This is a genomic window from Blautia sp. NSJ-175 (assembly GCF_022867815.1).
GTDB classification, from domain to species: Bacteria; Bacillota; Clostridia; order Lachnospirales; family Lachnospiraceae; genus Blautia; species Blautia celeris.
This window is the reverse complement of sequence record NZ_JALIFQ010000003.1, coordinates 128,220-148,304: the sequence shown is the minus strand read 5'-3', so window position 1 is coordinate 148,304 and position 20,085 is coordinate 128,220. Positions and strand designations below refer to the sequence as shown.

The 20,085-nt window shown below is 45.0% G+C and carries 17 protein-coding genes; 16 read left to right on the top strand and 1 reads right to left on the bottom strand.

Annotated features, from left to right (window positions below; genetic code table 11):
- The first annotated feature begins 21 nt into the window (after positions 1 to 21).
- Positions 22 to 462 (top strand): GNAT family N-acetyltransferase, encoded by a 441-nt coding sequence (locus MUB35_RS06255; RefSeq protein ID WP_244805909.1) that lies wholly within the window; start codon positions 22 to 24, stop codon positions 460 to 462.
- Between the two features lie 91 nt (positions 463 to 553).
- On the top strand, positions 554 to 949 hold the full coding sequence (locus tag MUB35_RS06250; RefSeq protein WP_054352174.1) for a hypothetical protein: 396 nt from the start codon (positions 554 to 556) through the stop codon (positions 947 to 949).
- 72 nt (positions 950 to 1,021) lie between these two features.
- Here MUB35_RS06250 and MUB35_RS06245 read toward each other — a convergent pair whose 3' ends face one another.
- On the bottom strand, positions 1,022 to 2,002 hold the full coding sequence (locus tag MUB35_RS06245; protein ID WP_033139381.1) for a LacI family DNA-binding transcriptional regulator: 981 nt from the start codon (positions 2,000 to 2,002) through the stop codon (positions 1,022 to 1,024).
- A gap of 367 nt (positions 2,003 to 2,369) precedes the next feature.
- On the opposite strand from MUB35_RS06245, the gene MUB35_RS06240 reads away from it, so the two are divergent.
- From MUB35_RS06240 to MUB35_RS06175, 14 genes are all read left to right on the top strand, one after another.
- Complete coding sequence (locus MUB35_RS06240; RefSeq protein WP_227210383.1) at positions 2,370 to 3,596, top strand: ABC transporter substrate-binding protein; 1,227 nt, start codon at positions 2,370 to 2,372, stop codon at positions 3,594 to 3,596.
- A 118-nt stretch (positions 3,597 to 3,714) separates the two neighbouring features.
- The gene (locus MUB35_RS06235; RefSeq protein WP_033139383.1) at positions 3,715 to 4,599 is read left to right on the top strand and encodes a carbohydrate ABC transporter permease; all 885 of its coding nucleotides are present in this window, start codon (positions 3,715 to 3,717) and stop codon (positions 4,597 to 4,599) included.
- Positions 4,600 to 4,624: 25 nt separating this feature from the next.
- Positions 4,625 to 5,455: a carbohydrate ABC transporter permease gene (locus tag MUB35_RS06230; protein ID WP_244805908.1), complete on the top strand. Its 831-nt coding sequence runs from the start codon at positions 4,625 to 4,627 to the stop codon at positions 5,453 to 5,455.
- Positions 5,456 to 5,473: 18 nt separating this feature from the next.
- Entirely contained in the window at positions 5,474 to 6,958 is a 1,485-nt protein-coding gene (locus MUB35_RS06225) for a glycoside hydrolase family 32 protein (RefSeq protein ID WP_244805907.1), read from the top strand.
- A 59-nt stretch (positions 6,959 to 7,017) separates the two neighbouring features.
- Positions 7,018 to 8,376 carry a NosD domain-containing protein gene (locus MUB35_RS06220; protein ID WP_244805906.1) on the top strand — a complete coding sequence of 453 codons (1,359 nt, stop codon included), beginning with the start codon at positions 7,018 to 7,020 and terminating at the stop codon, positions 8,374 to 8,376.
- A gap of 105 nt (positions 8,377 to 8,481) precedes the next feature.
- Positions 8,482 to 10,956, top strand: a complete 2,475-nt coding sequence (locus MUB35_RS06215; RefSeq protein WP_244805905.1) for a GH39 family glycosyl hydrolase — start codon at positions 8,482 to 8,484, stop codon at positions 10,954 to 10,956.
- Between the two features lie 243 nt (positions 10,957 to 11,199).
- Positions 11,200 to 12,108: an alpha/beta hydrolase gene (locus tag MUB35_RS06210; RefSeq protein ID WP_227210380.1), complete on the top strand. Its 909-nt coding sequence runs from the start codon at positions 11,200 to 11,202 to the stop codon at positions 12,106 to 12,108.
- A gap of 148 nt (positions 12,109 to 12,256) precedes the next feature.
- The gene (locus tag MUB35_RS06205; protein ID WP_227242633.1) at positions 12,257 to 13,612 is read left to right on the top strand and encodes an MFS transporter; all 1,356 of its coding nucleotides are present in this window, start codon (positions 12,257 to 12,259) and stop codon (positions 13,610 to 13,612) included.
- 308 nt (positions 13,613 to 13,920) lie between these two features.
- Complete coding sequence (locus MUB35_RS06200) at positions 13,921 to 14,898, top strand: LacI family DNA-binding transcriptional regulator (RefSeq protein WP_033139389.1); 978 nt, start codon at positions 13,921 to 13,923, stop codon at positions 14,896 to 14,898.
- A 78-nt stretch (positions 14,899 to 14,976) separates the two neighbouring features.
- The gene (locus MUB35_RS06195; RefSeq protein ID WP_244805904.1) at positions 14,977 to 15,978 is read left to right on the top strand and encodes a LacI family DNA-binding transcriptional regulator; all 1,002 of its coding nucleotides are present in this window, start codon (positions 14,977 to 14,979) and stop codon (positions 15,976 to 15,978) included.
- A 229-nt stretch (positions 15,979 to 16,207) separates the two neighbouring features.
- Positions 16,208 to 17,539: an ABC transporter substrate-binding protein gene (locus MUB35_RS06190; RefSeq protein WP_244805903.1), complete on the top strand. Its 1,332-nt coding sequence runs from the start codon at positions 16,208 to 16,210 to the stop codon at positions 17,537 to 17,539.
- 39 nt (positions 17,540 to 17,578) lie between these two features.
- The gene (locus MUB35_RS06185; RefSeq protein ID WP_244805902.1) at positions 17,579 to 18,457 is read left to right on the top strand and encodes a carbohydrate ABC transporter permease; all 879 of its coding nucleotides are present in this window, start codon (positions 17,579 to 17,581) and stop codon (positions 18,455 to 18,457) included.
- Positions 18,454 to 19,287: a carbohydrate ABC transporter permease gene (locus MUB35_RS06180; RefSeq protein WP_033139393.1), complete on the top strand. Its 834-nt coding sequence runs from the start codon at positions 18,454 to 18,456 to the stop codon at positions 19,285 to 19,287. The genes MUB35_RS06185 and MUB35_RS06180 overlap by 4 nt, the downstream gene beginning before the upstream one ends.
- A gap of 6 nt (positions 19,288 to 19,293) precedes the next feature.
- The gene (locus MUB35_RS06175; protein WP_052098874.1) at positions 19,294 to 20,082 is read left to right on the top strand and encodes an alpha/beta hydrolase; all 789 of its coding nucleotides are present in this window, start codon (positions 19,294 to 19,296) and stop codon (positions 20,080 to 20,082) included.
- Positions 20,083 to 20,085: the final 3 nt, after the last annotated feature.

Sequence of the window (20,085 nt, the reverse complement as noted above, 5' to 3'; positions counted from 1 at the left end):
GAAATTCGGAGGATACTGTTTATGGAACTAGTTATTAAAAAATACCAGGAGCTCACATCAGATGAGTTATATGAAATATTAAAAGTCCGCGCTGAGGTCTTTGTTGTAGAACAGCATTGTGTATATCAGGACATGGATAATCTTGACCAATGTGCAGTCCATATATATTTACGCGATGATAACGGAATTCAAGCTTATTTACGGGTGATTGAACCGGGTAAAGCAGGGGAAGATGCGGCAATAGGAAGGGTATTGTCAAAAAAGCGGCGCTGCGGCTTGGGAACCGAAATAGTCTCTGCCGGCATCGAAGTGGCAAAGTCTCGGATGCACGCGTCAAAGATCAGAATTGCGGCACAGACATATGTGAGGTCTTTGTATGAAAATATCGGTTTCAAACAAAGCAGTGAGGAATTTATGGAAGACGACATTCCGCATATAGAAATGATTCTGAGTATGGATTAGAAGAATTAAGTGTAAGTACGGGGCACCGGATACCGGTCCGATTTACAGTGCCATATTATTTATAAGAAGATTTGAGGAAAGGTGGTCTATCATGCCGAAACAAAAGAAAAAACCTTCAAAGTCGGAACGCCGTGACGCAAGACTTATAAAAGCACGTCAATGGGTTCTAACCTATCAGGGAAGCCATATTGTACGGGCTTACCGCAAAAGATTCAACGTAGATATTTCCTGTGCGCTGAAAGATTTAGGAGAAATCGGTGCCATCCCATCGGAGAAACTGGCTGCCCTGCAGCGGGCAGAGCAGCTCCGTCTGCAGGCTTTGCGCCGGAAACGTGAGGAAAAGAAACTGCAGGCTGTTGAAGACAGTTATCCTGATTCTGATGATACCTTTTTCTTTATTGCCGGTTATACTTCAGGCGGCGCTCCCTACGGTGTTACCTGGGAGGAAATGGGGATGGAACCGTGGGACAGCCCTTCTCCGTGGTAGGGGAAATGGGATGACCGCTGTCGCTGCGCTTATGCTCGGTCAGCGCAGTAAATGCGCTGACCTGACTGACAGTTAACTTGTCGTTTCTTTTTCAACCAATGTAGCAGGCACCATACTCTCATATGGGATATAGTTTTCCAGTGACTGGATTGCAATCTGTGCCATGAGAGGGATATTCTGATCGATGGAAGTGATGGAATGTACGGCATAGTTGGACACCGGGGAGTTGTCGTATCCGACCAGTTCAATTGTATTTGGAATAGCAATCCCATTTTTGATGCATTGGCGTTCAAACAGACTCGCAATATCATCGTTGGAACAAAAGACACCTATTTTCTTACCGGCATATTTGGTGATAATATGCTGAACTAACCGGTTCATGGATTCGGCAGCTTTTAGTGTGTAAGTATCTGTGAAATCATGTTCTATCACACGTTCATAACATAAGTCTCTTACCTCATATTCAAATCCCAAAATTCTCTTGAAGGAAGGCCAGTCTTCCCGAAAATCATTATTGATATGAATGAAAACCTCGCAGCCGTTGCGGACCAGAAGATTTGCGGCCAGCTTTCCACCGGTAAAGTTATCGTTGTTGATCTGTTTGAAATTACCGCCGACACGTTCAACGGAGATCACCGGTACGGGCAGCTTTTCAATGTCTTCGGCTGAAAGGAGATGGCTCAGCAGTATCAATCCCTTGATCCGGTAGGAAATCAGGTTTTGGATCAGCTGCAGTTCCTCCTCCCTTGAATCGTTGGAAGTATAGACGATTAAATTATACCCCTTTTCTTTGCCGTACTTAATAAGCTGATTTAGCAGCTCGGTATAGAAACTTAAATGAAGATGGGGAAAAATGACTCCTACCAGATTGGATTCCCCGGTTACTAAAATACGGGCCAGATTGTCCTGCTGGTAATTCAATTCTTTGATCGCAGCTTTGATTTTATCTTGTGTCTCCTGAGACAAAAGTTCAGGATGATTGAAATACCGGGAAACGGTAGTCAGGGAAACGCCGCTTCTCTCTGCGATATCTGTAATCTTTACTTTACTCATAAAAACCTCACTTATATCGTTTTTTACGGTCAGCGCAGCAAAAGCGCAGACATACGGAATAGTTATAAATGCTCACTGTTTAGCAAAAATTATAGCACAGTATTATGAAAAATGAAAGGGAAAATGAAAATAATTTCATGAAAAAAATTTCATATATGTTTTATCATTTGAAGATAAATTCGATGAAAATCGGGTAAGGTATTATGGAATATAGATAAAAATAAGGGAAATATCTTGTGAAAATTGAAAGAAAATGAAAATTAGTAATGAAAACGTTTGACATTATAAGTTTCATGGAATACAATAGAGCCATCAAAGCAAAAGTAACGAAAACAGATGATCAATAGGAAAACAGGAGGATTCAAAAATGAAGAAAAAGATGCTTAGTATCATACTTGCGGCAATGATGGCAGGAACAATGGCAACCGGGTGCGGGGCAGATGGAGGAAAAAAGGAAGAGAATCATAAGAACAGCATTACTGTACTGGTAGAAAGCGGTTCACCCGCAGAGGCGCTTGCAAAAGAAACAGCGGCATCTTTTAAAGAGGAGACAGGATGCGAGGTTATTATTGACGCGGTTGCCTATACAGGAATGTACGATAAGCTTTCTACAGAGATCAAGGCAAAGCAGGCGGCCCATGACGTGGCGTGCATGGATGTGGTATGGCTGGCAGCATTTGCAGACGCAGTGGAAGCCGTCAATGATGCAGATACCAGTGATTTTCTGCCTACATTACAGGAAAGCGGAACGATTGATGGGAATCTTTTGGGGTACCCGATGTGGGTAAATACAAAAGTGCTGATCTACAGAAAAGACCTTATACCGGAAGAAAAAGTGCCAAAGACATGGGAAGAGTATCAGGCAGTTGCGGAAGAAATGAAGACCGATGATATGAGCGGAACAACAGTCTTTGGAAGTGGATCGGATGCAGTGTGTTCTTTTCTTGACTTTGCATGTCAGGCCGGTGCAAAGGGACTTGTATTTGACAAAGACGGCAATGTAAATATAACAGATCAGGCTTACGCAGATGCATTGCATTTTATGGTGGAAAATGCCAACGCTGATTACACTCCGTCAGATTCACTTGCCACAGCCTCTACAGAGTCGCAGGAACTCTTTACGAACGGAAAAACAGCCATGCAGCTGAACTGGAGCCATCAGTATCCGGCGGCAGTAAAGGCTCTCGGTGCCGATAAAGTCGGATGCGCACCGATGATCAGCGGAAGTGCGGGTATTGGGGCAACAACCGGTCCCTGGTATGAATGCGTTATGAAAGGCTCTGAAAATAAAGAGATGGCTAAAAAATATGTAGAATATATGTACAGCCACAATGCGGATTATATGGATCTTACCTTAAAGATCGCAGGCAGAACATCTGTATATGAAGAAGCAGGTAAAGAGGCGGGCAATGAGCATACAGCGGCAGTTCTTGATACGTTAAAAGCAAAGCAGTCACAGGCAAGGCCTATGGTGACAACATGGGCTCAGATCGAAGAGGTTTTAATCGGTGTTGTGGAAGCCAGTCTGGGCGGCGCAGATATAAACGAGACATTAGAATCAGCAAAGAATGAGATTGAAGCGATCGCCCGATAACGGAGGCGCGCAGTGAAACAGATAAAGTGAGCAGCAGAGGGGAATCCCGCGAAGCGTGTTGCTGGGCACGGAGTGAACAGCGATTTTTCCCCTCTGTTTATAGAAGGTGGTAAATAGAATGAGATTGATTTCAAGAAAAACATTATTACTATTTTTTCTGCCGGGTGCGGTATTTATGGGGGCATTTCTCATATATCCAATCATTACAATGGTAGCTGACAGTTTCTTTCAAATCGGAATCACAGGTGAGAAGACATTTATCGGTTTGGAAAACTATATACGTGCATTTACCGCCGGCGGATTTTTAAAACAATTAAAGAATACTTTGATATATATTGCAGTGGCTGTAAGTTTTGAGACGGCAATCGGTTTATTATTCGCATTATTCTTTGAATTGAACTATAAAGGAAGTAAAGTGATACGATCCTTCATGATGGCACCCCTTATGATCGCGCCTTTAGTAGCCGGTCTTACATGGAAATTGATGATGAGTTCCAGTTTCGGAATTGTCAATGAACTATTGGCTAAAATTGGGATTTTGTCAAGCAGCAGTGACATTCTGTGGCTTGCGGATGAAAGGTGGTCGTTAGCTGCATGCTGTATCGCTGATATTTGGCTCACTACACCGTTTATGATGCTGATGATATTGGCCGGGCTGCAGGGCCTGGATTCCAGTATGCTGGAGGCCGCGAAAATTGACGGGGCAGGTATGCTGCAGCAGGTCTTTGCCATAAAGCTTCCTGTGATCAAACCGGTTTTACTGACAGCATTGTCCGTAAGGATCATTGACGCGGCCAGAACCTTTGATATTATCTGGGCAATGACGGAGGGAGGTCCGAACAGCTCATCGGAAACACTCAGTATTATTATATACAAGACATTGACGCGCTATAATGATGTGGGGTATGCCAGCGCAATGGCAGTGGTATTTATTGCAGTATTAGTAATATTTACGCTGGTATTTATGCAGAGTCTGTGGAATCCGAAGAAAAAGAACTGTTAGCTGAGTGGATAGGAGGCGAAAAAAGGTGAAATTTAAAGGTGAGATCGGGAAGAAGCTGGGAATCAGTCTGTCAGTGGTTTTCACTGTATTCTGGCTTTTCCCTTACATATATGTAATTTGTTGTTCTTTCAAGCCGGGATCAGAAGTGATCGCAGTTCCGCCGAGTTTTTTCCCAAAAGTGTTCTCGGTTGAAAATTTTGGGGGACTGTTTGAAAGAATGGATGCACTCGGATTTCTGCTCAACAGTTTGAGTGCTTCCTTGATAAGCACAGTGATCGCGTTGATATTGGGAGCTCTTGCGGCGTATGCAATACAGCGCTCAGGTGCCAAATTATCGATCATACTGGTGGTTTTGGTTTTATGCCTGAAGATGATACCTACTTCAAGTATTGTAGTGCCGATTTATGAATTGATCTGTAATCTTGGCTTGTATGATACCAAAATTGCCTTGATCATTGTTTACGCAGCCATCAATATGCCGTTTGTCATGTGGACCATGTTAAGTTTTTATGAGGGAATTCCCACGACACTGGACGAGGCAGCATTCGTAGACGGGGCAGGCAGCTTCCAAACATTTTGGAAGGTTATTCTGCCGATCTGTAAACCCGGTTTGGCAACAGCGTTTATATTTACCCTGTTCCTTGCATGGAATGATTTCCTTGTGGCATTATTGCTGACCAGTACCGGTGCAAAGACATTTACGGTTGGACTGGCCGGATTTTTGTCGGCATACAATTTGGATCTGGGGCCAATGTGTGCAGGAGCTTTTTTGTTTAGTTTTCCGGTGATGATCATTTCCCTTGCGGCTCAAAAATATATTGTGCAGGGAATGACAGCAGGAGCTTTAAAAGGTTAAGGAGTACGGAGGAGTCTTATGAGTAAAGAATTATTGAAGCTGAATATTGAAAAGGCTCAGATGGAGATAGACAGAAAAAAGGAAGCTGTAAAGAATGGCGTGATGCGTCAGCGCTATCATTTTATGCCGCAGACAGGGTGGCTGAATGATCCCAATGGATTGATTTGTTTCAGAGGGAAATACCATTTCTTTTTCCAGCATAATCCCTATAGTGGTTTCTGGGACAGTATGCATTGGGGGCATGCCATCAGCGAGGATATGCTCCATTGGGAGTATCTGCCGCCGGCACTGGCACCCAGTGAAGTGTATGACGATCATCCAAAAGGCGGATGTTTTTCCGGAAGTGCGATAGAACATGACAATAAACTTTTCCTTATGTACACCGGAACAGCCAATAAGGGAAGAGGTTATGAGCAGACACAGTGTATCGCATACAGTGAGGATGGAATCCATTTTGAGAAATATGAAGGGAACCCGGTGTTGACAGCGCCGGAAGGGATTTTGCCGGATATGTTTCGTGACCCGAAGGTATGGAAGCACGAGGACATGTATTATATGGTATGTGGCGCAAGCCGTGAAAACAGGGGCTTGGCACTTCTCTACCGTTCCGGGGATATGCTCCACTGGGAGTTCTTCCAGGTTCTGGCGGAAAGCCGTGGGGAATGGGGATACATGTGGGAATGCCCGGATTTTTATCCGATAGGCGATAAATATGTTCTGACCTTTTCACCTATGGGGGCAGGCGACCATACTGCCGTGTATCTGGTGGGGGATTTTGATTATAAGACAGGAAGGTTTTATCCTCATGTGAGCGGTGAAATCAACTGGGGATTTGATTATTATGCACCGCAGTCATTTCCGGTACCGGATGGAAGAAGGATCATGGCAGGATGGTCAAATGAATGGGAATGGATGCCATTATGGAAGGACTGGGGGCCAACCTACAGGGAAGGCTGGTGCGGCTTTTTTAACATCCCTCTGGAGGTACGTTTGATGGAAGACAGCACGTTACAGTTTCTGCCAATCGAGGAAATAAAAGCTTTGAGGCAGAACCCGGAATATCTGGACAGTCTTGTGATCACGGAAGAGGAGACAGAACTGAGAGCCGGAGACGGTGTGGCTTTTGAACTGAAGCTGAAGATTGATCTTGAGAATACAGATGCGGATAAACTGGAGCTGCTTTTGCGCTGCGGAGAAGGAAAAAAGACGGTATGTCTGTTTGATCTTGAGAATGCGGAAATGAGTGTAGATCGTGAGAAAGCAGATGGATGGAGCAGAGGTATTTCGAGAAGCGTTATGTATCTGAAGGGAAAAAGGGAGCTGGACGTCCATATTCTGTCAGACCGGAGTTCACTTGAAATTTTCACAGATAATTACCGGAATAACCATTCTAATAATATTTTTGCGGGAGAGACGCAGAATCAGTTGAAAATCCGGGCGATTGGCGGGAGTGCGGTGATCAAAGAGATTGAGACATACGGAATAAAGGATTGTTATTGTTAGAACGGATGGAAGCATTATTGTCAGGCCGGGCGGCGTTAAATATATAGGAGGATTTATGTATGGCAGGTAAAAATTACTATGATGTTACGGAATGGAACGTCGGAGATCCCTATAAAGATATAGGAGAAGTGATCAACAGCATGTTGGCGGATATTAAAAGCAGACAGACAGATTCCAATGTGGAGGAGGGCGGAAAACCGGGGGCTGTCATCTACATTCCGTCAGGGGATTATCATCTTCGTACGCAGGTGGTGATTGATATCAGTTATTTGAAAATCATGGGTGCCGGACATGGTTTTGTATCTTCAAGCATTCGTTATAATCTTCCAAAGAGTGAATGGGAGGATCTGCATGAAGTGTGGCCGGGAGGCAGCCGCATACTAGTTGACCTTTCTCCGAAGGACGCAGATGGTGAGGCGGCAGGAGCCGCCTTTTATGTGGAACGGAGCGGAAATCCCAGGATCAGCTCTGTGGAATTTGAAAATTTCTGTATTGACGGATTACACTTTGCGGACGACGGTTCAGGAAAAAATGATCCGGAAAATACATATGTGAATGGCAAAACAGGCATTTATGTTGCCAGTGCACAGGATTCCTTCCGGATCACAGGCATGGGCTTTGTATATTTAGAGCATGGGGTTATTATTTACCATGCAGACGCATTGTCAGTCCATGATAATTTTATAGCTGAATGCGGAAACTGTATCGAACTGCGCGGCTGGGGACAGGCATCTAAGATAACTGATAACCTGATGGGAGCCGGGTACAGGGGATATTCTGTTTTTGCGCAGAATTTCGGAGGACTTTTGATCACTTCAAATAATATTTTTCCGAGAGGTACAAGCTGTGTCCATTTCGATAAGGTTGCCCGCTCTGTTATCACAGGCAACAGATTTCATTCCTTTTATCCGGGGGCACTGGTATTTGAAGGGAACTGTTCGGAAAACACGGTCTCTTCCAACCACTTTTTACGTGATCATGAACCATGGGCGCCTATGCTTAAAAATGACAATGGCTTAGATGACAGGTATGGCCTTCTGCGCATCAGCGGCAATCATAATTCGGTGATCGCCAACCATATTTCAGAAACAATCCATAGGCAGTCTATCAAGCCGGCCGACGCAAAACCTGTGATCATACATGTTGTCTCGGGCAAGGGAAATTATATATCCGATAATCATATCGTTGCCACAACAGAGGCAGCAGATGCGCAGACCGGGGCATCTGATTCCTGCTTTTCTGCACAGGTGGATGCTCTTACTGCTACGGATAAACTGGCGGTGCTTGATGTGACAACTGTTCTGGTGGCAAAAGAATCCTTTCAAAATACTATACTGGATTCAGGAAGTGAGGAGCAGGTTATTCTTGACAGGCGTGTGAATGCTTTTAGGGCTACGCCGGTGCCTGGGGGAGTGTGACCGGGGACAGGACAAATGGTCCTTTCTGTGATATCGCCTACAATCTGAAAAAGAATTCGACAGATACCTTTTTTATCGGTATAATTAAAAAAGGGGTGATTTCACATGGATGAAATTCGTTTTGAATTTGACTGCGACACATCCGTTCCGCATTTTCATGGGGAGCTGGAAATACTTTATGTGCTGACCGGCCGGTGTGCTGTGATGACGGCAAAAAACAATTATCTTTTGAGCAGTGAGGACTTTGCTGTATATAACCCGTATGAACACCATGAGATTTATCGCGAAGCGGGTGCGCATACTGTTTCGGCATATATTTCGCTGCCGATTTTACAGCAGGCAAATTTAGGACGTGTTAAGTGCTGCAGTAAATTGCAGCCGGATCAAGCCGATTATCTTTCCATGATTCGCATGAACCTGGCGGTGGTGTTCAAAGAGGTTACCGATTCGCCTGATCTGCGCCGGCTGCAGATCTTAAGTCACCTTTTCGGACTGCTGGCTATCCTGAAATCACAGTTTGAGTTACCGGAGTCATACGAACTGCACCCGACACAGGAAATAGAACGAATACAGAAAGTCCTGATCTATATCGGACAACATTTTTCAGAGGAATTGAGTTTACAGACGGTTTCGGATCTGGTGCATCTCTCCAAAAGCCAGTTGTCCCGTGATTTTCATAAAATACTGCGCATCTCATTTTCAGATTATCTGCGCCAGCTGCGTTTAAATAAAGCAGAGTATCTTTTGCGCACGAAACGGCAGAGCGTGACGGACATTGCATTGGAATGCGGTTTCTCCAATACCAACACTTTTATATTGAACTTTCGGCAGCAATACCACATTACGCCCGGAAACTATCGCCGATGTTATGAAAAACAGGCATCCCCGCAGCCGCAGGAGGGAATCGCCGCTATTTCCGGTACACTGTCTTATATGAACCTTTTAAAATATGCGGCGAAAGAAGAAGCAGTGCTGCCGTTAAACAAACGCAGCACTCTGCCGACCCGCATTGAAATCGATACCAGGGAAAATCTTGGGGAATTGCAGCTTCATCACAACGATACCACGTCACTTGGCTGGGCAGAACAGCTTTTGCACGAGGAGGTACGTGATGCAGTCCGCGATTCCGTGAAAACGATCGGCTTTCAGAGTGTACTGTTTTTCGGTATTTTCGACGATTCTCTGGACTTTTATCACGAGGACCAAAACGGGGAACCATGGCTGAGCTTTACCTATATTGATTTAATTCTGGATTTTTTGGTGGATATAATTGTTTCCCCGCAGATCCAACTGGGATATACCCCGAAACTTTTGACAAAAGACCGCCGGCATGTTTTTGGGAATTCCTGTATTGGGCTTCCGGATAATCTGGAAAAGTGGAAATTTTTAGTGAATGGTTTTTTAGAGCACCTTGTTTACCGTTATGGAATAGAGTTGGTTTCGTTGTGGAGTTTCACACCGGAACAGCTCCTGTTTGTGCAGTATGGTGTTTTCTCCCTGGAGGATTATCTTTATTATTACGAAACTACCTGGAAGATATTGCAGCAGCAGCTTCCGGGGGTCATGTGGAAGGCACCTGTGTTTGATATTGATTTTTTATCTGTGGATGGATTTGACATTCTTTATCGCTTTTTAGACTACTGCAGACAAAAGAGCTGCCTTCCCACCCAGCTGAGTGTACAGAGTTTCTGCATGGATCATGCCAAATATGACCGTGCCGTCACCGAGAATCGTATTCAGGCAAAGATGGACCAACAGCCGGGGGAGCCGGCGCCGATCAGTGCTGATGAAAGTGTACTGCAGCACCGTCTGCAGAAACTCCGTTCTTGTCTGGATGAGTATGGGTATTCGGATCTGCCGATCTCTGTTTTCGGTTGGAATACCACATTGTGGCAGAATGATTTGGGGAATGATACCTGTTTTAAGGCAGCCGCAGTAGTGAAGCACTGCCTGGAGAGCCGCAATCTGGTCACTGCAATGGCAATGGCACATTTGACAGATAACTCGGAACGCCGTGTCATGAACTCTAATCCCTATCATGGCGGTTATGGTATTTTAAACTATTACGGGATACCAAAGGCGGCCTATTATGCCATGATGTTTCTGACGCTTTTAAAGAACAACGGCGATATAATTCTTGCTGAGGGGGACGGATATATAGTTACTCGTTCCGGGGAGGGCAGGAAGCTGCAGATTCTGCTGTACCATTACTGCCACTATGATGAACAAAATCATCTGACGGAATGGATTCCGCTGGAGGAACAGCGAACAATTGACCGTTATATGGGATTTGTGCAGAAAGGAACGCGCAGCTTTGCCCTTCATCTGCAAAATATGATTCCCGGCAATTATTTGAAACGCAGTTTTTCCGTTAACCGTGAGCATGGGAGCAGTTATGACCAATGGATGAAAATGGGCGCGCCGGATTTGCAGAACCGTACACAAAAGCTGTATCTGACGAAGATCAGTACCTATGGCGCTCTTTATGAAAATGTCCTGATCGGAAAAAGCGGGAGCTTCAACCTGTCCACCGTACTGGATGAACATGAAGTGCGGCTGATATTGCTGGAAAAGCGTTAAGGAAAATAGCAAAGTGATTATTTAGTGGGAAATGCTGAAATGTTCGGCATTTCCCTTTTTGCTGTCAAAAATCACGATTTACAGCACAATAAATCACGATTCATTTCATGAAAAAAGATCTGTGAATGTCATTTTTTAAAAAAATGTGGGTGAAAAATGAATAAAACCTGCGGAGGAATCAAGAGAAAGCCGGGCAAAACGTATGATACAATTTGTAAAACAATAACTGAACGAGGTGATCTTATGGAAGTAAAAGAATGGACCTATGAAGAGTTTCCGGAATTTGCAGAAGAGGTGGAAGGAGCGGAAAGGATTCCGACCACCGGCGACGAAATCGGAGTTTTTTATCAACATGATGTGGAGTACGCGGAGATTGACGGTGAAAAACTGCATCTGCAGATTTTACGCCCGCTGACCCGAAACCGGCCGAACATGATCTGTCCATGCGTAGTGTTTGTACAGGGTTCCGCATGGTTTAAGCAGGACGTATATATACAGCTTCCGCGAGTGGCAAAGCTTGCGGAACGTGGTTATGTAGTGGCTGTGGTGGAATATCGTCATTCAGGCATTGCACCTTTCCCGGCACAAATTATGGATACCAGAAATGCCGTACGCTTTATGCGTGTACATGCGGAAGAATACGGGATCGATCCTGAAAAAATCGTTGTTGCAGGCGACTCTTCCGGTGGGCACACTGCCATGTTTGCCGGCATGATCCACGATGATGTGGAAAATAATCTCTTCCCGGGTATTTCTGCGGAGGTTAAGGGCATTCTGAATTTCTACGGAAGCTGCAGTGTCATGAAGGAAGATTCAAATCCAACCCAGCTTCTCCACTGTCAGCCGGACAGTCCGGAAGGTATGGTGATGGGGCATGTGGACCTGCGCGAAAGCGAGGAGCTGCGCCGCAGGCTTTCTGTGGAATGCAACATAGAGAAAGACAGTGTGATCCCGCCGACGATCATATTCCATGGTACAAAAGACCGTGTTGTAAACTGTGAAGGCAGCGTGATTCTTTATCGGCGCATGAAAGAATGCGGAAAGGATGTAAAGCTGTATTTGATAGAAGGTGCGGACCACAGCGGCAACGAATTCTGGACGGAACAGGTTCTGGACATCATGGAGGACTTCATCCAAAAGGCAGTGCGATAGTCAGAATACATCCAGACATTAAGAATCGCTTCACGATGGGCTGGATGTCTGTCTCCGGTACATTTTCATACGGTCAGCGCAGTAAATGCGCAGACCTGTCTGAACTGTTATACTGAGGGACCTATAAAAAGGAAAGAAGGAAATGGAAATGGCTACAGAAATGAAAAAAATCAGCTTATTTGAAAAACTGATTTATGGATCCGGTGATGTGGGTCTGAATGCAATGTATACTTTGTTCAGCTCCTATGTTTTAATGTTCTATACGGACGTATTGATGATAAATGCTGCATTGATCGGTACCGTGATCATGATTTCAAAAATTTTCGACGGTATTTCTGATTTGATCGCAGGTCAGTTGATTGACAAACACAAAAATAAATACGGTCACTGTATTCCGGTTTTGATGAAATGGGCAATTCCGATGGTACTTTCCGTTATTCTGGTATTTACCGTGCCGGATGGAAGTGTAGGGCTTCGTGTTGCTTACATTTTTATAACTTACAACCTTTTTAACACGATATTATACACTTATGTCGGTATGGCCCATGGGTCGCTTGCATCGTATGTCACGAATGATTCCAAGGACCGTTCCCAGATGCTCATTTTTAAGATGATGTTTGCAGCCGCTACCCAGACCATCATGGCATCGGTTATGATTCCCATGGTGGAATACTTTGGCGGTCAGCAGATGCAGTCTGCATGGATCAAAGCCATCATGGTATTCGGTGTTATCGGTTTGATTCCGATTGCGCTGAACATCTTTTTTGTGAAAGAGCGAGTGGAAAATGACGCTCCGGCAGAAAACATTTTGATTGGTGTGAAATGTGCAGTTGTTAATAAATATTGGTGGATGGCGTTTATTGTCAATTTGATGGCAAACTTTATCCTGACTTTCAACCTTTCGGTATCCTTGTACTATTTGAAGGACGTTGTTGGCAATATCGCTTTGATGGGCACGTTTGTTGCCTGTTCCAACCTTCCGGGTGTGATCATTTCAGCAGTTGCCCCATTTCTGCTCAATAAGTTTACGAAACAGCAGATGGTCATTTTTGGTGCAGGATGTATGCTTGCTGCACAAATTGCATTTATCTTCATGCCGTTTACGACGACGATGCTTTTCCTTACCGCATTGCTTCGAGGCATCGGTATGGGCTTTGCTATGGGAATGGCAGGTGCTTTGATTGGTGATACCATCGATTACGGTGAATGGAAAACAGGAGTGCGCGTTCAGTCCGTTCTCTTCTCCGCAGCTTCAGTTGGGGCGAAAGTCGGCCAGGGTGCGCTGACCGCGGCATTCGGTTTCGTCCTCTCAGCTATCGCTTATGACGGTTCCCTGACAGTTCAGGCTGCAGGCACCATTTCCGGTATCGATGCATTCTTTAAATACGGTCCGCTGGTTGTTGCCATTATCCTTTTGATTGATATTCTTATGCTGGATGTTGAAAAGAAGAATCCGCAGTTTATCAGGGAAATTGCAGAACGTAAAGCAGGTAAAAACGCCTAAGCTTGTCTCGTAATGGTATATAGTTACATAATAGGTCGTGGTTTCCACGCATCTTCTCTCCGTTACATGTTATAAGGTAATTATCACTAAATACTCGCGGCAGTTGTCCAGACAGCCAAGTTATTTAATAAATAATTTTTATGCTTAATTGAATGAGCAAGAAAATTCAAACAGCCTATTGGGATTCAGCTGGTTCTGGAAGAACTTATAATAGTTTGACATTACTAAAAAATGTATGATATTGTAAACATAGCCCGTGTTGTTAAATAGATGGAATGGGTATTAAAAAAGTCAAATAAGAGGTCAGCATGGCAAATATAAGAGATGTGGCGAGAGCTGCGGGCGTGGGAATCGGAACGGTATCCAGGGCGCTGAATGACAGCGGTTATGTGGAAGCCGGTAAAAAAGAGAAAATCAGGAGAATCGCAAAAGAGTTAAATTATAGACCCAGTGAGCTGTCACGTAGTTTTGTTCAGAAAAAGAGCGGACTGGTTGGGATCGTACTGCCGGATGTGGCATTTCCGTTCTATGGGGCGTTTTTAAAGTATGCAGAACTGGAATTGAATCATATTGGTTATAAAACTTTAGTGTGCAATACGCTGGGAGTTCAGAAGAGGGTTTCGGATACGCTGGATTTGATTGAGGCGGGCAGTCTTGACGGCATGATCATCAATACAGATGTAACGCGAGAGGAAATCGAGAGAATGAAGGGCATGCCGGTAGTCAGTTTTGAGCGGGTGCTGGCAAAAGAAATACCCATGGTTGCCTCTGATCATATAAAGGGTGGTCAGATTGCGGCAAAGCTGCTGAAAGAAAACGGGTGCAAAAATGTTATGATCCTGGGGGCCAGGTTTGCCACAAAAGTACATGCGGAGAACAGGATTAAGGAGTGCAGACGGATACTGGAACAATCGGGAATACAGGTTACAGCTGTGGAGATCAACGGGGCATTTTTGTCCTATCCGTTTATTGAAGAGATGATAAGCCAGTATCTGGATATGTACAGCCGGATCGACGGCATTTTTACAGAGGATGTGGAAGCCTACTGCTGTCTGATGCAGGCAAAAAAAAGAGGAATCTATGTGCCAAGGGATTTGAAGATTGTGGGGTATGACGGCAATGAAATGACGCGGATGATCGATCCGCAGGTAACTACCATAGCCCAGGATGTACCTCTTCTGGCACGCACCTGTGTGGAGGTTCTTGCGAAGAAGATCGCAAAAGAAAAAGTAGATGCCCACTATTATATTCCGGTGAAATTATTGCAGGGTGGAACTACTGTGTGATGTTCCATAAAAAATGTTTGCTTTGTCTTGCACTGTGGAACAAAATGTGGTACGCTAAAAATAAAAGGGTGGGAATATATGGCAAGCCTGAGAGAAGTAGCGGATGCTGCCGGAGTAGGACTGGGTACTGCTTCGAGAGCATTGAACGGGACAGGTTATGTGTCTGAAGAAAAAAAGAAAATGATACTGAAAGCGGCTGAAGAACTGCATTACAGGCAGAATATGTCAGTACCGGAGCCGGCAGAGCATCATGCAGGACTTGCAGCCAAAGGAAAAACAGGTATCGTTGGTCTTTCTGTACCGGATATGGAACAGCCGTTTTTTGCAGGTCTTTTAAAATATTTGGAGATAGAACTGCATAAATTGGGATACCATGTGATGATGTTTAATTCCCTGGGGGTATCCAATCGTGTGGAAGAAATTGTAGAAATGCTGGAACAGCATATCATAGACGGTGCCATACTCAATACTACGGAATCCGATATTCCGGGGATCGGGCGTGTGGGCAGCAGAATCGTGGCATATGAATGCAGGCCGGCAGAGGGGATGACCCAGGTATATTCAGACCACAGGCAGGGGGGACGGATGGCCGCGGAAGAGTTTTTAAGGTGCGGATGCAAAAAAGTTCTGCAGATATCTTCCGACAGCACATTTTATACGCCCTCCAGCGAGAGGCACAGGATATTGGAGGAAATCCTGAGTGCGGAAGGAACAGAGGTGATCACTGTGCGGCTTGCATGGACAAACATCCTGTCCTATGATTATTACCGCCGCAGTATAGAGGAATATCTTCGTCTGTATCCGGATGCAGACGGCGTGTTTGTGGAGGATATTTCTGCATATTTTGCACTGAAACATGCAGAGGAATCCGGGATATCCGTTCCCGAAAAACGGAAAATAGTCGGCTACGACGGACTGGATCTGACCAGGATCTGCCAGCCTGTTATAACTACGATCGTTCAGGATATTCCGGCAATCGCCAAAATAGCAGCAGGGGTTCTGGTTAAAAAAATAAACGGAGAATCTGTTGAACAGAATTATGTCATTCCGGTTTATTTTCAGAAAGGTGGAACAACATAAGATGTTCCATAAACATATAGAAGTTTTAGACAGGCAGATGTGCATGGGTTTATGCAAACTGCCTGTTTTTTTGCGCTTTATTTCAAACTAATTGACATTTTTTCCTGTATAGTGTATAAAAGGAGTATGAAAACAGTTCCACATAAAATATGGAACTAATGGAACGAAGGCCTTTGAAAAATCCGGATTCAGAGTATCGCCCATACAAATCAAAAAGGAGAAAATCAGTATGAAAAAAAGAAGTATTGCGTTATTTATGGCTATGATGCTGGGAGCAACCGCACTGGGAGGCTGCGGAGATGCAGGAAATGATAAATCCCAGGAGAAGTCAGCCAAACAGTCAGAGGCATCAGGGGAACAGGTAGAGATTACATTTTATTCCACTCAGGCGGGTGTGGACAATGAGACGGTGGCGCTCCTGGATGAATTTACGAAAGAGAACCCGGACATTAAGGTGGAGTTCCTGCCCTGCGGTGATGACCAGCTTCAGGCATGGCTGGGATTATATGCAGCGAAGAAGGCGCCGACAGTGGCTCTTATGGATGTATCTGTGGTGACCCAGTACCATTCTTATTTCTATAATTTCAGTGAAAATGAGGTGCCGTGGGTGGATGATATTGTCACAGGCAAAGAGTATTACACTGTGGATGGTTCTCTTTATGCCATACCGGCCAGTGTTCAGGGATTTGGCCTGATGTATAACAACCGTGTGCTGAAGGAGGTCTTCGGGGAAGATTTTGATATCCATTCTGTTGATACAAGGGATGAACTGGAGAAGATGCTTGACGATATCGATGCGTCAGGTAAGGCGGCCTCTACGATCACGCTGAATGCAGACTGGGCGCTGGCAGCTCATCTAGGTGCGCTCCTCTACTCAGGATATCAGGGAGATGAAACAGCCCAGATGGCATTTATTGACAGTCTTAAGAAAGGGGAAGCCTCTCTTGCAGATGATCAGGTCTACAATGATTTGATGGACACTCTGGATATCTTGTCAGAGCACAATATGAACAAAGCAGACCCACTTCAGATCAATCAGGAAATGAACTGCGAAGCTTTTGCCACCGGCAAAGTTGCTACCTACTTCCAGGGAGACTGGAACTGGATGATGATGAGCGGTGTGGAGGGAAGAGATGAAGAGCTGGGAATGATTCCTTTGCCTATCAGCAACGATCCTGAACAAAATGTGGGACTTCCTATGTCTTCTCCGAAAGGTTACTGTATAGACGCTTCCCAGAATACCGAGGAACAGCAGGCAGCCGGGCTCAAACTGGTGGAATGGCTGTGCAACAGTGAAAAAGGACAGGATTTCATGGGAGTGACTATTGGTTCCACTCTTCCATTCAAAGATGTGAAGGTAGAAAATCCCAATGCCCTGGCAAAGTCCACACAGGAATATATGGAAAAAGGTGAGATCAAAGATATCCGAACCTTTACTGTAAATGTTCCAAGCGATTACTGGTATGTTGTTGGCCCCTATTTCCAGCAGTATGTGGCAGGTGAGCTTGACAGACAGGGACTTGCCAAAGAAATCGAGAGCTACTGGACGAGTTTGGAGTAACGATCATCCGGATAGAGGGAGAGGAAAGAGAGGTTGGGTATGGTAGGAAATAAACACGGAGAACGAAGATTGATACTGCTCTTCTTTGTGCCGGCAATACTGGTCTGGCTGGGAATCCTGATCGTGCCGTTTTTTTACGGGATTTTCATTTCTTTTACACAGTGGGATGGTCTGGGAAATGATTTTACGTTTGTAGGGCTGAGAAATTATCTCACAATATTCGGGGATTCCAAATTTTTGGATTCCCTGCTGAAGACATCTATCTATGCAGTGGCCGTTGTGATCGTCAGCAATGTGATTGCTATAGGCCTGGGGCTGCTTCTCACAAGCGCTCTGAAAGGTAAAACTTTTTTCAGGACAGCCATGTTTACTCCGAATATTATCGGAGGGCTGATCCTGGGATATCTGTGGAAGTTTATCTTTAACTTCGGTCTTACGGCATTTGGAAAAAGCGGTGGGATCGCGTGGCTTGAGAAGTCCTGGCTCACCAGCTCGGCTTACGCCATGGCCGCTATGATCATTGTGGCTTCCTGGCAGCTGAGCAGTTATCTGATGATCATCTATGTGGCGGGACTTGCCAATGTGCCGAAAGAACTGCTGGAGGCCGCCTATATTGATGGGGCCGGAAAATGGTCGGCATTCAAGCATGTGACACTTCCCATGATCAGGTCATCCTTTACGGTATGTGTTTTCCTGTCTATTGTCCGTTGTTTCATGGTATTCGATGTGAACCTGGCGCTTACAGGAGGCGGACCATTCAATTCCACAGAGTTGATTGCCCTTAAGGTGTACAATACAGCATTTACAAGTATGAAATTCGGAGTTGCACAGGCAGAGGCTGTGGTATTGTTTCTGATCGTAACGGTGATCTCTGTGCTGCAGACATATTTTTCAATGAAGAAGGAGGTAAAGGCATGAGAAAAGTGAAAGCAAGCCGTGTTTTGCTGTTCGCGGCAGCCTGTATACTGACAGTGATCTATATATTTCCGTTTGTGCTGACTATCTTCAACTCCATGAAAACATCGCAGGAATTTATCATGAACCCTTTTTCCCTGCCATCTGCATTTCATGTGGAGAATTTCACCCAGGCCCTGCAGGAGATGAAGTTTTTCTCAGCCCTGAAAAATACATTTATCCTGACGATCGTGTCCTCTCTTCTGATCACTTTGTTCGGAGCTACGGCAGCCTATGTGGTCAGCAGATTTTCCCATAAGAAATGGGTGAGCGCGTTGTTCCTGATGATGGTGGCATCCATGGTGGCTCCTTTCCAGGTATACATGATACCGATCGTGAAGATATATGGGGGTACCTTTGGACTGAATAACAGCCTTTTGTTTCTGTCCGTTGTGGCCTTGGGGCTGAATCTGCCGTTCTCCATATTTTTGATAAGAGGATTTCTGAACGGTATTCCCATTGAGATAGAACAGGCTGCCATGATAGACGGATGTTCTTACATACAGGTATTCTTCCGGATCGTACTTCCTATGCTGAAACCCATTGTGATCACTCTTCTGGTATTCGTATCCATGGGAATCTGGAATGATTATCTGATGTCCAGCCTTTTCCTCACAGACGAGGTGAAGCGGACTCTGGCGCTGACGATCCGTGTGTTTGTAAATGAGTATTCTGTGGACTACGCGCCTATGCTTGCAGGACTCTTCTTGTCAATGATTCCCATGCTCATCTTCTATGTGCTGTGTCAGAAACACATTCTGGAAGGTGTTGTGCAGGGCAGTGTGAAAGGATGATAGTATATGGCATATTTACATTTTAATTTCAAATCAGATGCGATTGACCAAAGTATTGAACTGGATGTGATACTTCCAACTCTGACAGGAGGTATGGACTGTAATCCTCCCTTTAAGACCCTGTATTTTCTCACAGGCTACAGCGGGGGAGCGAGAGAGACTTTGACATTTCTGAATATGAAGCTTCATGCAATGCTTCATGGCCTGGCGCTGGTGGTTGTGACCGGGGACCGTTCCTTCTATGTGGACAAGCCGGAGTGGGGTGATAATTACGGGAAATTTATCGGTGAAGAGCTTGTGGAGATCACCAGATCTCTGCTGCCTCTCTCCCGTAAGAAAGAGGACACCTTTATCGGCGGAATCTCTATGGGCGGATTTGGCGCCCTTATAAATGGGCTTCATTACAGCGATACTTTCAGTAAAATTGCCATGCTGTCGCCGGCCCTCAGAGTCAACAAGATTCTGAAAAAGGAAATATCACCCCTTAAACCGGACAGGATGGAGGCTATTTTCGGGACAGAGGATGAGTATCTCCATTCCGATAAAAATCCGGAAAAAGTGCTGCTTGACAGGAAGAAAAGCGGGAAGGCAATTCCGGAATTGTTCCTTCGGTGCGGCTGCCAGGATGAGCTGGTATATGATGTAAACAAAGAATTTTTGCGGTTTTTGGAAGAACAGAATATTCCGGTGGATTTTGAGGAGACAGATGGAGTTCATGACCTTGTATATTGGAGCAAAATGTTGGAACCCTGTTTTGCGTTCCTGTCCCCGGCGAAATCATTTATGGAGGAATAGAAG

What these genes read in the sequence shown, in the direction of transcription:
- MUB35_RS06225 (WP_244805907.1), top strand. Translation starts at nt 5,474, where the DNA reads ATGAGTAAAGAATTATTGAAGCTGAATATTGAAAAGGCTCAGATGGAG.
- MUB35_RS06250 (WP_054352174.1), top strand. Translation starts at nt 554, where the DNA reads ATGCCGAAACAAAAGAAAAAACCTTCAAAGTCGGAACGCCGTGACGCA.
- MUB35_RS06175 (WP_052098874.1), top strand. Translation starts at nt 19,294, where the DNA reads ATGGCATATTTACATTTTAATTTCAAATCAGATGCGATTGACCAAAGT.
- MUB35_RS06200 (WP_033139389.1), top strand. Translation starts at nt 13,921, where the DNA reads ATGGCAAATATAAGAGATGTGGCGAGAGCTGCGGGCGTGGGAATCGGA.
- MUB35_RS06185 (WP_244805902.1), top strand. Translation starts at nt 17,579, where the DNA reads ATGGTAGGAAATAAACACGGAGAACGAAGATTGATACTGCTCTTCTTT.
- MUB35_RS06235 (WP_033139383.1), top strand. Translation starts at nt 3,715, where the DNA reads ATGAGATTGATTTCAAGAAAAACATTATTACTATTTTTTCTGCCGGGT.
- MUB35_RS06205 (WP_227242633.1), top strand. Translation starts at nt 12,257, where the DNA reads ATGGCTACAGAAATGAAAAAAATCAGCTTATTTGAAAAACTGATTTAT.
- MUB35_RS06215 (WP_244805905.1), top strand. Translation starts at nt 8,482, where the DNA reads ATGGATGAAATTCGTTTTGAATTTGACTGCGACACATCCGTTCCGCAT.
- MUB35_RS06220 (WP_244805906.1), top strand. Translation starts at nt 7,018, where the DNA reads ATGGCAGGTAAAAATTACTATGATGTTACGGAATGGAACGTCGGAGAT.
- MUB35_RS06255 (WP_244805909.1), top strand. Translation starts at nt 22, where the DNA reads ATGGAACTAGTTATTAAAAAATACCAGGAGCTCACATCAGATGAGTTA.
- MUB35_RS06195 (WP_244805904.1), top strand. Translation starts at nt 14,977, where the DNA reads ATGGCAAGCCTGAGAGAAGTAGCGGATGCTGCCGGAGTAGGACTGGGT.
- MUB35_RS06190 (WP_244805903.1), top strand. Translation starts at nt 16,208, where the DNA reads ATGAAAAAAAGAAGTATTGCGTTATTTATGGCTATGATGCTGGGAGCA.
- MUB35_RS06180 (WP_033139393.1), top strand. Translation starts at nt 18,454, where the DNA reads ATGAGAAAAGTGAAAGCAAGCCGTGTTTTGCTGTTCGCGGCAGCCTGT.
- MUB35_RS06210 (WP_227210380.1), top strand. Translation starts at nt 11,200, where the DNA reads ATGGAAGTAAAAGAATGGACCTATGAAGAGTTTCCGGAATTTGCAGAA.
- MUB35_RS06245 (WP_033139381.1), bottom strand. Translation starts at nt 2,002, where the DNA reads ATGAGTAAAGTAAAGATTACAGATATCGCAGAGAGAAGCGGCGTTTCC.
- MUB35_RS06240 (WP_227210383.1), top strand. Translation starts at nt 2,370, where the DNA reads ATGAAGAAAAAGATGCTTAGTATCATACTTGCGGCAATGATGGCAGGA.